8 protein-coding genes, 1 pseudogene and 1 riboswitch are annotated in these 13,440 nt (G+C 54.0%); of the genes and pseudogenes, 2 read left to right on the forward strand and 7 right to left on the reverse strand.

The features are described 5' to 3' along the window. Nucleotides 1–166: 166 nt before the first annotated feature. Together DAES_RS12850 and DAES_RS17665 are read right to left on the reverse strand one after the other, a co-directional pair. Nucleotides 167–1,241 (reverse strand): annotated as a pseudogene (locus DAES_RS12850) (IS3 family transposase); the annotation flags it as partial. A 168-nt stretch (nucleotides 1,242–1,409) separates the two neighbouring features. Continuing rightward, on the reverse strand, nucleotides 1,410–1,619 hold the full coding sequence (locus DAES_RS17665) for a hypothetical protein (RefSeq protein ID WP_157864863.1): 210 nt from the start codon (nucleotides 1,617–1,619) through the stop codon (nucleotides 1,410–1,412). A 203-nt stretch (nucleotides 1,620–1,822) separates the two neighbouring features. Here DAES_RS17665 and DAES_RS12860 point away from each other — a divergent pair, with 203 nt between their 5' ends. Beyond that, nucleotides 1,823–2,242 (forward strand): M48 family metallopeptidase, encoded by a 420-nt coding sequence (locus DAES_RS12860; RefSeq protein WP_083808656.1) that lies wholly within the window; start codon nucleotides 1,823–1,825, stop codon nucleotides 2,240–2,242. A 2-nt stretch (nucleotides 2,243–2,244) separates the two neighbouring features. Here DAES_RS12860 and DAES_RS12865 read toward each other — a convergent pair. Further along, nucleotides 2,245–3,380, reverse strand: a protein-coding gene (locus DAES_RS12865) for an IS3 family transposase (protein ID WP_157864856.1) whose coding sequence is annotated in 2 segments (ribosomal slippage) — nucleotides 2,245–3,125 and nucleotides 3,125–3,380 — 1,137 coding nt in all. Because the reading frame shifts where the segments join, the coding sequence is not laid out codon by codon here. Between the two features lie 77 nt (nucleotides 3,381–3,457). On the opposite strand from DAES_RS12865, the gene DAES_RS12875 reads away from it, so the two are divergent. Then, nucleotides 3,458–3,724, forward strand: coding sequence for a M48 metallopeptidase family protein (locus DAES_RS12875; RefSeq protein WP_269077514.1), 267 nt, complete (start codon nucleotides 3,458–3,460; stop codon nucleotides 3,722–3,724). Between the two features lie 249 nt (nucleotides 3,725–3,973). Here the strand turns inward: DAES_RS12875 and DAES_RS12880 are convergent, their stop codons facing one another. The 4 genes from DAES_RS12880 to DAES_RS17410 all read right to left on the reverse strand — a co-directional run bounded on the left by DAES_RS12880 (nucleotide 3,974) and on the right by DAES_RS17410 (nucleotide 13,066). Further along, nucleotides 3,974–5,188, reverse strand: a complete 1,215-nt coding sequence (locus DAES_RS12880; RefSeq protein WP_013515467.1) for an ISL3 family transposase — start codon at nucleotides 5,186–5,188, stop codon at nucleotides 3,974–3,976. 78 nt (nucleotides 5,189–5,266) lie between these two features. Further along, on the reverse strand, nucleotides 5,267–10,126 hold the full coding sequence (locus tag DAES_RS12885; RefSeq protein ID WP_013515468.1) for a two-partner secretion domain-containing protein: 4,860 nt from the start codon (nucleotides 10,124–10,126) through the stop codon (nucleotides 5,267–5,269). Between the two features lie 15 nt (nucleotides 10,127–10,141). Then, entirely contained in the window at nucleotides 10,142–11,905 is a 1,764-nt protein-coding gene (locus DAES_RS12890; protein ID WP_013515469.1) for a ShlB/FhaC/HecB family hemolysin secretion/activation protein, read from the reverse strand. Nucleotides 11,906–12,057: 152 nt separating this feature from the next. Next, nucleotides 12,058–12,133: riboswitch (cyclic di-GMP riboswitch) on the reverse strand. A gap of 282 nt (nucleotides 12,134–12,415) precedes the next feature. Then, the gene (locus DAES_RS17410) at nucleotides 12,416–13,066 is read right to left on the reverse strand and encodes an IS1595 family transposase (RefSeq protein WP_157864955.1); all 651 of its coding nucleotides are present in this window, start codon (nucleotides 13,064–13,066) and stop codon (nucleotides 12,416–12,418) included. Nucleotides 13,067–13,440 lie beyond the last annotated feature (374 nt).

The raw sequence follows: 13,440 nt of genomic DNA on the forward strand, positions 1-13,440 counted from the left end.
AACTCCCTTGATGAGTCTGAAGCATCATGTATACTTTCACAACTCACGAGCCAAGTGAAGAAGATAATACCTGTGTAAAGTCCCCTTTCATAGGGCCAGTTAACGGTAGAGACTCCCGACAGTTTTCGGGGGGGTTGCCCAGAGGGCAGGGGGTACCCCCTGCCCTCTGGGCAGCAAAATTTATCGGCGACATATTCCCCAGGGATTCATGAGGACGTCCCTCGTTGTACTCACGGATAAAGTCCTCCGTAATGGCCCGAACTTCGCTCAGGCTGTTGAACACGTACAAATCAAGCACTTCTTCTCTGTAGGTCCGGTTGAACCGCTCGATGTATGAGTTCTGGGTGGGCTTGCCAGGCTGAATGAACTCCAGATTCACGCCATGCGATTCTGCCCAGGCCGCCATGACAGTCCCCGAGAACTCCGGACCATTGTCCATTCGCAACCTTTCGGGATAGCAGCCACGCTCTTCGGCGACCCGATCCAGCACCCTTACCACTCTTCCTGCTGGCATATTGGTATCGATTTCCACGGCCAAGGCCTCACGGTTGTAATCATCTACAGCGTTGAAAGTCCTGAAGACGCGACCGCTGTAAAGGGTGTCCCGCATGAAATCGATCGACCAGCAATGGTTTGGCGCAAGCGGCTGGGCCACTGCCGTCCGAGAGGCTTGCGGAAGCCGCTTCTTGGCCTTGCGCTTCAGGTTCATTTTCAAGAGGCAGTAAACCCTCCAAACCTTCTTGTGGTTCCAGGGCTTGCCCTGCTGTCGAAGGACGTTGAAAAGTTTACTGAAGCCCCATGTAGGCTTTTTCTCGGCCAGTTCAGTCAAGGCTGCGATGACATCGCTATCGTCCCGCGGGTGCGGCTTGTAGGCGTAGTAGCTCCTACTGATGCCCATGGCCGCGCAGGCCTTGCGCGAGCTCAGCTCAAACGCGTTGACCATGTGCGTGACAACTTCCTTGCGTTGAACTGGCCTCAGAGTTTTTTTCGATTACATCCTTGAGCGCCATGTTTTCCAGGCTGAGGTCGGCGAACATCTGCTTGAGCTTACGGTTCTCCGCTTCGAGATCCTTCATCCGTTGGATATCGGATGCCTCCATGCCGCCATACTTTGACTTCCACTTGTAGTACGTGGCGCTGCTCACGCCGTGCTCGCGGCAGACATCGACGACAGTCCGTCCGCCTTCCACTGCCTTCAGGATCTTGACGATCTGGTACTCACTGAACTTCGATTTACGCATACAAAACTCCTGTCCCATTTTGGGCCAGAAGTCTCTACTTGGCAATGGACCTAGTTTACGGGGACTTTACACCTGTCGTAAACGAATGTTCTTATGGGCCTACCTATTGTGGGAGAGTAATAAAGTTTTTAAGTGAGTAATAAAGCTCTTTAGCAAGTAATAAAGTTGTTAAGAGAGGTAATGGCCTCGGTGTCGATTGGCGACTAAAGAAACCCGAAAGAAAGAAGAAAGAATTGGGATGGTGTCCCCGTTTTTTACGCTGATATCGACTTGTTCCTTGCCGATGATGGAGGTCTGCTGGTTCACCCAGGCGGTGGAGCCGGAGTCTTTGCCCATGCCGATGCTGGCGGAGTCGCAGGTCTCGGCAGGGGCGTCCATTCCGACCGAAGCCCCTGAATAATTAGGGAGGTGTCCCCTTAATTCCGTGAGCTAAAAGGAAAACTGAATGAAGCCCTTGCCACAAGTGGTATCAATGAAATCTTTGGTAAGCTGGATCTGATTGTCACCAAGCTGGTTGCATTAGCCAAAATCCGACATGGTGACCTCCTCGCACTGGTCGAAGAGAAAGACGACTAACAGCAATGCCAACCTACAAGGACATAGAGTATATCCTCACCCGCAGGAAGAGGAAGACTGCCAGTATCCATATTGAAAGGGATGGCTCGGTTTCGCTGATCGTACCAGACGAACTTTCCGACAATGACGTAGATACCCTCATCGAAAGCAAGCGGTACTGGATCTACAAAAGCCTTGCGGAGTGGACTGACCTGAACGCTACCCGTATCCAACGCGAGTTCGTCAGTGGTGAAGGTTTCCTTTACCTTGGTCGCTCCTACCGCCTCATGTTCGTAGAAGAACAGCGTAAGCCTCTCATGTTAAAGAATGGGTTCTTCTGCCTGCGCACCAAGAAGAATGGCAAGACTGTCTCTCCCCATGAGGCCTTCAAAGAATTCTATCGAGAAAGAGGTAAGGACAGAATCCCAGAGCGGGTGGCCCTGTGACCTTACCCCGCCGAGTATACCACCCGTAAGTTTGGGTTCTGGCTGGTCCGGTTTTCTTCATTCATGGTTCTTCCGTATTCCTCTGGGGCCAATCCGCCAAGTGCGCTGTGTGGTCGGGCTGTGTTGTAGTCCTGCCTCCACGCCTCGAGGATGTCCCTAGCCTCTGCGAGTGACTGGAACGCATGGGCGTTCAGGCACTCCTCACGGAATTTGCCGTTGAAGCTCTCCACATGCCCATTCTCCATCGGCCTGCCAGGCCGGATGAATTCCAACTGCACCCCCACGCTGGTCGCCCACTGATCCAGGGCCCTACCCGTGAACTCTGGCCCATTGTCAGAACGCAGATGCTTCGGGTATTCGCCGCGCTGGCGCAATTGCTCCAGCACCCGGACCACGCCCTCGCCCGGAATCGATGAGTCCGCTTCGAGCTTGGGGCAGCGGCGGTCCCACAGGTCAATGATCGTCAGCACCTTGATTCTGCGGCCATTGTCCAGGCTGTCACTCACGAAGTCCATGGCCCACTGCTCATTTGGGCCTGTGGGCGCGGGTTGGACCACCCGCAGGTGGCTCTGGCGCTTGCGCTTTGGCCGCAAGCGCAACGACAGTGCCTCTTCCCTGTACAGCCGCTCAACGCGCTTGTGGTTCACCACCAGACCCTCGCGGCGCAGCAGCAGATAGAGTCGGGGGCATCCGAACCGCCTACGCTCCTCGGCTAGCTCGCGTAATCGCATGCGAAGATCCTTATCGCGATCTGGCGAAGGGACGCGCCGCAACGTCCTGCGATTGAGGTCGGTCAATTGACAAGCCCGCCGCTCGGAGTAGCCGTACACCTCAATAATCTGGCGTGCGGCATGACGGCGAAGGGCGGGCTCAGTCATTTTCGGCCCAGCACCTCTTTGAGCACCTGTATGTCAAGCGCCTGATCGGCCACAAGGCCCTTGAGGCGCCGATTCTCTTCCTCAAGCTGCCGCAACCGTCGGGCCTCGGATACCTCAAGGCCCGCGAATTTGCTGCGCCACTTGTAGAACGTCGTGTCCGTGATGCCGATCTGGCGGCACAGTTCTGCCACAGGACGTCCAGCCTCCGCCTGCTTTAAAAGCCCGATGATCTGCTCTTCCGTGAACCTGCTCTTTCTCATCTTCGTGATCTCCTTTGCCGGAGTCACAAACTTATAGCTGGGATACCAAACGGGGGGAAGGTCACCTGTACCAAAAAATGCTTGATGTGCAGCCTTCAGAGATCAGAGTCATGGAACTACATCACCGCTGGGCATCATGTTCAGAGAACGGTGCTCTCAATTTCCATTGGAAGTGTATGATGGCCCCGATCACGATAATCGACTACATCGTCGTCCACGAACTTGCCCACCTCATTCAGCCACGCCACACAGATGCCTTCTGGAATGTAGTGGATAAGATTCTTCCGGATTATCGAGAACGTAAGGAGTGGCTTAAGCAACATGGTGCGGAGATGGATTTGTAAGTTGGGCTAGAGGCACACCCATGTCTATCTCTACATCAAAGAAAAGACCCGGCCAAGCCGAGCCTTTTGGGGACGTAGATAATTGGTGTCGGGGTATTAAAGGTGGGGAATTAAGGGGGCATCTCCCTAATTTCTGAAGAGTTAGGGAGGCCTTTAGGTGATGGTCAGGCCGCCAGCTGCGTTGATTTCGGTGTATTGGGCGGTCTCGTCGACATTGCATTCATCCTTGGAGGACCAGGAAAAGAAGGGTCATCCGGCTAAAGCGTACTTCGCTTCATGAATGCCCATGATTCTGAGCTTGAAGAATTCCAGATCGCGGTAGCCGTAGGCTTGACGCTTGAGCGTTTTGATCTTGTTGTTCGTTCCTTCCATTGGCCCCGATGAGATGGGGTGGTCGTACCAGGCGAGGATGCCGGAGCGATATGCTGCCATGGTTTTGCCCATCTGCATCAATGGGCCAATTCCTGACTCCATTGCCCGTTCTATCCAGCCTTGCAGAAAGCCTTCTGCTGCCATCTTGTCTGCCTGGTTCCATATCTGCCGCAGATCCTCCTTGAGGTAGTAGGACTTGGCCAGCGGCTCGTTCATCCGCAACGCCTCCTCAAGCCGACCATCCTCGCCCCGCTCCTTGTTCAGGTTCTCCGGGTTCTTCAGCAGAATCCACCGGCTACCCTTGAGCACGTTCCTGGCCAGCGTGCAGCTTAGCTCTTGGTAGAGTTTGCGCCGGACCTCAGTGAGTTTGTCGTTCATCAGCTTGACCACATGGAAATGGTCAAAAACCAAGGGCACCCCAGGCAGGTTCTCCAACACCGATCCGATGTAGGCAGTACTCATATCCGTTGCCACAGCACGGATTTTGATCCGTGAACGCTTCAGTCGTGCCCAAAACGGAATCAGCGCATCGGCTCCCTTACCGTCTCCAACGAACACGACAGCACCGCTTTGCAGGTCCATGACCAGGCTCAGGTACTTGTGCCCCTTGCGGACGCTGATCTCGTCGATGGCGATGTACTTGAGCCTGGATAGTCGCGGTCTACCGAAGCGAACTTGCAGATGGCGTTTGAGGATGTCCTTGACCCCATCCCAGCCAATGCCAAGCAGATTTGAGACATCAAGCATCGTCATCACCTTGCTCAAGGCCAACGCAAAACGCTCGAAAGCTCTGGTGTACCAGCGTCTGGGCTCGGCTATCTTGATGTCGATTCGACGAACACAGCCACAGGCTCTGCATTCCACCCGAGGAACTTCGATGGCAAGCCATACTGGCTTGAAACCGATGGGAACCGTTCGTAGCCATCGCTCCGACTGGCCCCGTCGAAGGACATCGCGACTCCCGCAGCAAGAGCAAATAACCATCTTGGGCTTTGGCCGGACAGAAAAAATCAAACTCCCGGCGACATACGACTGCCGGATGTAGTCATAGCCTTGCAGTCCGAAGGCATGGTACAGAAGACTCGTGGACATGGCGGTTCATCCTCCCGATTTTCATTGGTGTGATAATCGGTTGGACGCCATGTCCCTTCATTTTGTCAAAAGTACGCTTCACCCGGATGAACCTTTGTTCTGATACAGCCTAGACTGTAAGCCCGAGCTGGTAGTCTCCATGATTTCTGACTTTATTCCCTTAGCAGCCAAATCTACTTCCTCAAGATTTTCAGGCAGCTTATCGCCATCTCCATACACAGCCTTGCTTGCCTCTGCATACGGTTTGGCTTCAGCCTTCTGCTCTTCCGTCAAATCCGGAGCTTTGATCTGATCCGCAAGTTCAGCCACAATGGCACTCAAGGCTCCCTGCATGGGATCGCCGCCTGCAATGGCTGAGCCAGCTGCGCCGGTTGCGCCGGTGAGGATGAGATTGACCGTATCGTTCAACTGATTGGAGGTTATCTCACCTTTTGCGTAGCTTGCAAAGGTGGAACCCAGAGCAGTGCGGAAGGATTGCTCAAGGTCTTCGCCGCCGACTATGGTGCTTGTAAGAGTTTTTACGGTTGTCTTTGCCATGATTTCGCCGGGAGCGCCCATTTTAGCAAAGTCACCGGCATAGGTACTGAGCGTCCCGGCCATGATCATGGTGGCAGCCAGGGAGCGCAGACCGTCGATGGAAGCAATGCCGGATAGGTTGTTGCCCAGATCGCCACCTGCGGCAGCATCGACAAGGCTGACAGATATCTGAGCACTGAGAGACGTAACCCCGGCAGAGATGGCTGTATACATCGCCATTTCCATGCTGCTGGCCAGGATCGCCCCATTGGAGCCAGCGACTGCGAGCGTCGAAACCCCGTTGATCGTAACAAATTCGAGTCCAGTCGCTGCCAAAGCCAAACCTGACGCCGCACCCGCCGTCACCGCAGACGCGATGAGAGCGATGATGAGCATCCCGCCCGCGCCGAGGCCACCGTCCGATTTATCCCATGAATCGTGGATTTCCTGAACTGCCACCCAGTCAACATCGTCACGCTCAAGGAGGTCTTCCATCCATTTGAGGCCTTCGACGTTGGAGAGCAGTTCGGCGTCCTTGCGGACATCGCCGGTGGATTCCTTGAACTCCACGATCACGCCTTCGGGCGTGGTTATTGTCAGCGCACCGCCAGACTCTATGAGCGTGTGGATGACGGTTTCGTCGATGGCACCGACATCACTGGACGACCATGTGAGGAAGCCCATATCGGTGTCCATTTTGCGCTCATATTTCTTGTCCTTGGTCACCAGCATGGCGACCTTGCCTTCCTCGGCAATGATCTCCGTGGTATCGCCGGACTTGATGCGTGCGGACTGGAGGACGACGTCATTTTTGGCGTTGAGAACCACCTTCTCTCCCGCCTCGATTTCCGGGCGAACATTGGTGGTCGTGCTGCTCTCATCAAGAGTCATGGATTTTGCACCCATGAAGCCAGTGCTCGTAGATTCATATTTGGCGTAATTCTCAATCTGATTCGGTGCGACCTGAATGTCTCCCTCAGCTTTGAGGGTGACATTTTGAGTCGCCTTGATCTGGCTGCCTTGGAGCAAAAGACTACCCGCGCCGCTCGCCCCGGCCTCTGCCGTGACCGAGCCACCGGACTTGATGGTGGAAGCAACATTCCGTTGTTCCTTCACATCGATGGTCGTGGATTTCTTGCCACCAAAGAAGCCACCACCGCCGCCGGAGTTGTGGGAATAGAAGTCGGTCTTGTCCGTAGCTGCCGTGACGGACACGTTGCCGCCCGCCTTAATATCAACGTTGCCGTCTGCTTCGATCTGGCTACCGTGGACCGCTACATCCTGGCCTGCTTCGACAGTCAAAGCACCGCCAGTATTGATGTCACTGCGACGGTTGGTCGTGGTGTCAGTGTGGCTGTTGTAGCCGGAGCCGGATGTCGCGCTCTGCGTCTTTGTTTCCACGGTGGAGATGGCGACGTTGCCACCAGCCTTGAGCGTGGCGTCACCGCCTGCGGTCACCTCTGCACCGAGGATGCCGATATCGCGGCCAGCCTCAATGGTGAGCCCGTTCGCGGCCTCGACTTTTCCGGCCATGGCGACCTGAGTGGCGGTGGTGTCCGTGTCCTTGAACTCGACCGTGTCAGAGGCGATCACGACATCATTGCCCGCCGTGAGCGCGACAGAATCACCCCTGATGAAGCCGCCCATGACGCGGACGGAATCCGTGGCAGTCAGCCCCACATTCTGCCCGGAGATCGTGCCCTGGCGGTTGAAGATGGTATCGGCATTGATCTCGATATCATTGGCCGCAACCATCAGCCCCTGGTTGAAGACCTCACCCGATGCCTCGATCAAGGTGTCCTTGCCAATGATGACCGAGCCGCCCTGCGCGATGCGGTTCAGACTGTTCGAACCGAGGTAGACCACCGGCACAAGCACTTCCTGGCCGTTCACCGTCTGCCGCTCAAACCAAACGATATCGGCACCGAGCGCCGCCACCTGCTCGGCGCTCAGGGCGAGGCCCACGCTCAGATTGAGATCAGTCCTGGCCTGGATGGCGTTATCCATGAGCGCGACCATCTGGGCCGTGTCTGTGGCGATGCCGTCCTCGAAAAATCTGCGCCCGGTCAGCTCAAGGATCTGATTGCGCACCAATTGGGTTTCATAAAAGGCATCGCCGAGTCGCTTGTTCGCCTCGTCATTGGGATTGAACCCCATGCGGGTCAGGGCGTAATCCGAGCCATAGAAAGTGTCCAGATTGGTGAGACTCGGATCTGTCTCAATGGCGTAGTTGTGCGCCGGATTCGTATTCTCCCGGAACAGACCGTTAACCGGGATGACAGAGGTCAGGGCGGTGACGTCCGTCACTTTCTGCTGCTGCGTGGCCGGATCTGGCGCGACGATGATGCCGTTACGCTCGGTCACGCCGTTAGCCACGGCCCCGGAAGAGATGGTGACCTTGTTGCCCGCGTCAATGGTGCCGTAGGCGTAGTCGATAGGCGTGAGATACACCTCGGTACCGCCGCCCGTGGGGATATAATTGGGCGACTCGTGACTGTGGAAAATACCGCGCCCGTACTTGATGGTCGTGCGCTCGTATATTCCGCTGCCCACGTTCTCAAACGTGTTGGCATTTATGGTAATGTCGCCTGTGGCGGTCGTTATATTGCTGACCGTGTTTTTTGCATCGCCCGCTTCGATGAGGATATTGTTCTGCGCCGCGATGGTGCCGCCTAGATCATGGCCTGTGGCGGTGTCGCGGGTTACGGTGGCACGAAGGGCAAACCCGTCAGTACGGCCTATGGTGCGACCGAAGTAAACATACCGAGGGTTGTTTGCGTATGATCTGATGCTGCTCAGTTGCCCCTTTTGCGAAGCGTTCAGATAGTTAGGATTAATTGCCAGCTCGGCATCTGTCTGGGCTATGGCTGCCTGAATCTCGGCGCGGGTGTAAGCATGTTTGTCCGCCGCCAGCCCAATGGCATCCATCTGCAGCGGATAAATGAACATAATGTTTCCGCCGATACCGCTTGCAGGAGTAGGACCGATATACTGATTAAAAAGCCGAGTTGCCTGACCGGCCTGATCGTTGTACCACCACATGCAGCCTTCATCCATCTTGAGAATGTCCGCACCCTCGACCAAGGTAAATTGCGAGTTGTTGTTATGAAAACTCGTTGCCCTGAACGTCAGGCTGCCGTCCAAGGATTCGATGGAGCCCGAATCATTTTGCAGCGTGCCCATTTTCAAGCCCGCTGTCGTGCCTTCAAGGGTCATGTCGTTCTTGGACAGGATAATACCGCGATTATTGAGCAGAGTGTTAGCAACACGAAGAGTGGCGGTATCGCTAGAGTAGATAGTGCCGGTGTTATTGATATTGGTGGCAGCGATGGCAACGGTGCTGTCGCCCGCGATGAGTGCCTGATTGTCCAGTGTCCCGGCATTAATCACGACATTGCCCGCGTTCACCTTGGGTGTATCTGCCGGATCGAGCTTGGCCACGGTCACGGTTTGGCCGGTCAGGGTCGCTGTACCAACCGCCTTGACCGTGCCGGAAACTTCCACACTGTCATTTGTGGATGTCAGGGCCAGGGTCTGCGCAGACGAGGCCGCATTCTTGATCTGAATCTTACCGTCCGCCGTCATCTCCAGATGTTCGGTGGCCTGGACAATACCCTGGATATTGACGCCCACGCCCGCCTCGGTGCCGACGAGCGTGATGCGGCCCGCGTACATGCCGCCAAGGGCTGCGGAATCGATGGAGACGGTAGGCACGACAGAACCGTCCGGGACAAGCGGCGTGGTTGTGCCGGAAACAGGATTGTGACGGTTCTGACCGGTGATGATGTCCAGCCGTTTGGCATAGATGTCGGCATTGATCTGCGCCGCGCGGGTGACTAGCTCGAAGGCGTCGATGTTGTTGGTGTTGATGCCCGCACCCTCGACAAGGATGTCGCCGCCGCGAACGTCCAGACCCTGGAACGCGCCGCCGCTGAACTGGGGTGTTCCGGTGGTCAGCGTGGCCTTGGGTGTATTGATGAACCCGCCGCCGTTGATGGAAATGCCGTTGGGGTTGGCCAGAATATAGTTGGCTGACTGACCGAATATCTCGGTGTGGCCCTGAATGCTGGAACGCCCGCCGCCGGTCACCTCGTTAAGGATGGTACTCGCCGCACTGCCACCGAGATTGGCGTTGGGGGCCAAGACTCCGCCGAGCTGCGAGACGCCGGGATTGACGCTGTTGTTGAGGATGACGCCCTGTGAGGTGACATTGAAGTCGGTAAACATGTTGTGTGACATGCCGTTTTGCGGTGTCGCAATGTTGACCACGGGCACACCGTTAGGTGCCGCGTCCATGGTCGCCTGGTTCGCAGCCGGTGCACCGCCGTCCACTTGGATGCCAGCAGCATATACCATAGAAGGCGGGCACAAAATCAGCCCGATCATGAAGGCAATCAGCAGTTGTTTCAAAGATTCAAGCATGACAAACTCCCGCAACTAGAAAGAATATTTGATGGAAGAATAAAATTCGAGTTCACTCGTTTTCAGAAACGCTGGCGCATCCAGAGGGCGTGACACGGTAAAGTCCATAATCAGGCTACCGCCGGATGTACGGAAGCCAAGAGCAGCACCCTGGAGCGAGCCCTGCTCTTCTGCCTCTTTCGTGTCGCGGCGGATTGCCCCGAAATCATACCCGGCATAGAACTGCACCTGGCCCAACCACTGGGTTGTCGCTGGATATTTCGCCTTCACATCCGGCATGGTCAGAGCCAGCTCGTTACGCACATAGCCCCCGATGTCGCCGCTCAGGCTGTCGTCGTGAAATCCACGTACCGTGTAGCGGCTGCCGATACTGATGCGTTCGGAGCTGTAAAGCGTGTGTGGTGCCCATTGCCCAGAAAGCTGGGTGTTCCACGAAAAATTGGCTTGGCCCAGTTGAAAGGGCCGGAAGAAGCTGCCGTATGCGGTGAATTTGCTGAACTGAGCACGCGGCTCATCCCGCTCAGGATTTTTGTCACGCTTTGCGCCCAGGATGGGGATGCCATGGCTGTAGCCGATCTGGCCTGAAGCATACCCGCCGAGAATCCGGTGGCTGTGATTCAGGGACGCGCCAAGCGATGACAAGACCTGACTGGTGGAAGCCAACCGTGCGCCATTGAAATAGTTCTGCGTATCGCGAAGAACATGGGAAAGCGTCAGCGCGGTCTTGCTGTTGGCATCACGGTGAAGCACCCGATCGGCGGACAGGGTAGTCGTGGTCGTGTCCCCGTATGAGCTGTAATTGATACCGCCGCTTGAAACGGTGGTGCGGTAATCATAGTAACTGAGCGCACCGGAAAAGGTCCAATATCCCAGTGGTACGGAGTAAAACCCGTTGAAAGTGGCGCTCTTTTGATGTTCGCCTGTCAGCCACGCATCGGAGTCGGCGTTCATGTAGAGGTTGAGCAGGTCGTTCACCCCCACCAGATTGTCCTTGGAAAAGGAAAAGAGATATTGATTGCGTCCGGTGGAATCCTGACCGGAGTTGTCCATTCCAAAGGAGGCCCGCCATGTTTTAGACGGGGTATTGTCGACCACGATACAACTTGTGCCCGGTTTCGTGCCGGGGAGCAGTTCCATCTTCGCGTTATTGGAGGGGAGCCGGTTCATCTGATCCAGCCCCTGCTCGATATCGCGCAGGTTCAGGAAATCGCCGGTTATCAACGGGAATGCAGCCTTCAGTTCACGGATTCGTCCCTGACCGTCCTTGAACTCAATGCTTTCCACCCGTCCTTCGACAACCAGAATAACCAGTTTACCATTGGAAAAATCCTGTTCGGGAATGGCGGCTCTGGTGGTGACATATCCCTTGTCAATATACGCATTGGTAATGTCACGAATGAGATTGTTCGCATCGTTGAAGGTCAGGCATTGCCCGAGATACGGCGCTATGAGCTGGTTGATTTCCGCTCTGCTGAGGAGTGTGGCACCGGACAATTCAATGGAATGGGCCGTAAAGCAGGGTGCATCCGGCGCGGCTTTCGGCATTTCAGGAAGGCGTAAGTCCTCACCAGAGGGCGGCTTGTCCATTTCCTCCCTGTGCTGGCGTTCCAGGTCCAAACGCCGTTGTTCCTGCTGCTGCTGAATCTGGTTCTGTTGCCGAATGGCATCATCGACCGGTGCACCATGCCCCAAAACAGGTGTCAGTAGCAGAACAATAAATCCAAGAAAATAGGCAGATTTTTGAAGACGACTGAATGATCCCCCGACTGCTGAGACCACAGTCGGAGAAAGTATCCCTTTCCCATTCCCCACGTTAACCCCCTCGAAATACACACGGAAAAGGACTTCGCAAACCAACGTGCGATAGCAACAATCCGCAGGCTCTACACCAAAACATGCAAGAAGAGAGTTGGAGTTGTGACGATACTCCAATCGGTAACCCGGCTATCTCTTCTGAGATCCGTGGTTTTCCGTCTCCGCCTCACGACGAATTTGGCTTTAATAACAATCAGATATCATTTGGTTGAAGTTCCACCCCAGGAATCACCGCCAGATGAGTTGGAAGTCTATAACAAACAAAGCATAGATGAGCAAATAAATATTCATCATAGGCTTTTTCTCGAAATTTCTAACGAGTTCATCTATAATTTCTATAGTAAGACAATCTGAAGGAGAATTTAATCGGAAGGAATAGGCGTGAAGAGTACGTAGTTTAACCGTGTCAGTCTGCTGAAACGGTAATGGGATAGTAAGCTCTACTTAAAAACTTTATGGGGCTGTACCAGATAACTAGCCCATATGTTTCTTAACCAACTGTTTCAATTGTTTAAACTGACTTCGTGGATTACTGTTGTTAAAACGCCACTCACATTCCTTTAAAAATAGAGGAAAATGTTTGGCTGGGATACCATTAAATTTCCTCATATGGCGCTTGGCCTGGTTCCAAAAGTTCTCAATGCCATTGATGTGATTGTGGCTGTCTGCGAACAGTTTTGAGTGGTTGATCCTGAAGTGCTTGAACTCAGAAACATCCAATACGTTATAGCCACGCCAGCAGTCAGAGTACACGATGCTATCAGGTTGAACCTTTTCCTGAATAATTGGCAACAAGGTTTTGCTTTTGGCATCAGGAATCACCTGTGCGTATACCTTCCCGCCCCTTTTAAGAATTCCAAAAACGGGAACCTTGCCCGCTGTACCACGCCCTCTCTTGCCTTTTCGCCTGCCTCCAAAATAGCTTTCATCCACCTCGAATTCGCCAGAAAGTAACCCTTCATTATTGGTCTCTTCTGTGATGACTTCTCGGAGCCGATGAAAGTAATAAGCGGCAGTTTTAATATTCACACCAACCAGATTAGCAGCACAACGCGCTGTGGTACCAGCCACAAAATGCTCTATCAAGCGGAGCTGCTTTTCTTTCCCTAAACGGCTTTTTTTCATTGTCATAATGATAACCCAGAGGAGTTATCTGGTACAGCCCCAACTTTATTATTCAAAAAAGTAACCAAATTTGACAATAAAAACTGACGACTTAAAAACCATACTATTCAAATCTCCTTTTTTACCTCAAAAAGTTGGCTATTTTGACCTGTTCACTAAAAAACTTTATTATTCACCTACACCTATGAACATTGACCATGGTCAGGCCATGGAGATCAGTTCTCAACTTTATTACTCAATTTATATATAAGTGAAATCTGGACTTCATCTAGTTCTCGACTTTATTGTTTTTGAGGGGAAAAGGTTACCAGTAACTATGCGAGTTAGCGAGCGATACAGTTCTCAACTTTATTACTCACCGACAACCCGCAGAC

The organism is Pseudodesulfovibrio aespoeensis Aspo-2, assembly GCF_000176915.2.
GTDB classification, from domain to species: domain Bacteria; phylum Desulfobacterota; class Desulfovibrionia; order Desulfovibrionales; family Desulfovibrionaceae; genus Pseudodesulfovibrio; species Pseudodesulfovibrio aespoeensis.

What these genes read in the sequence shown, in the direction of transcription:
- DAES_RS17410 (WP_157864955.1), bottom strand. Translation starts at nt 13,066, where the DNA reads ATGAAAAAAAGCCGTTTAGGGAAAGAAAAGCAGCTCCGCTTGATAGAG.
- DAES_RS12860 (WP_083808656.1), top strand. Translation starts at nt 1,823, where the DNA reads ATGCCAACCTACAAGGACATAGAGTATATCCTCACCCGCAGGAAGAGG.
- DAES_RS12885 (WP_013515468.1), bottom strand. Translation starts at nt 10,126, where the DNA reads ATGCTTGAATCTTTGAAACAACTGCTGATTGCCTTCATGATCGGGCTG.
- DAES_RS12875 (WP_269077514.1), top strand. Translation starts at nt 3,458, where the DNA reads ATGCTTGATGTGCAGCCTTCAGAGATCAGAGTCATGGAACTACATCAC.
- DAES_RS12880 (WP_013515467.1), bottom strand. Translation starts at nt 5,188, where the DNA reads ATGTCCACGAGTCTTCTGTACCATGCCTTCGGACTGCAAGGCTATGAC.
- DAES_RS17665 (WP_157864863.1), bottom strand. Translation starts at nt 1,619, where the DNA reads ATGGACGCCCCTGCCGAGACCTGCGACTCCGCCAGCATCGGCATGGGC.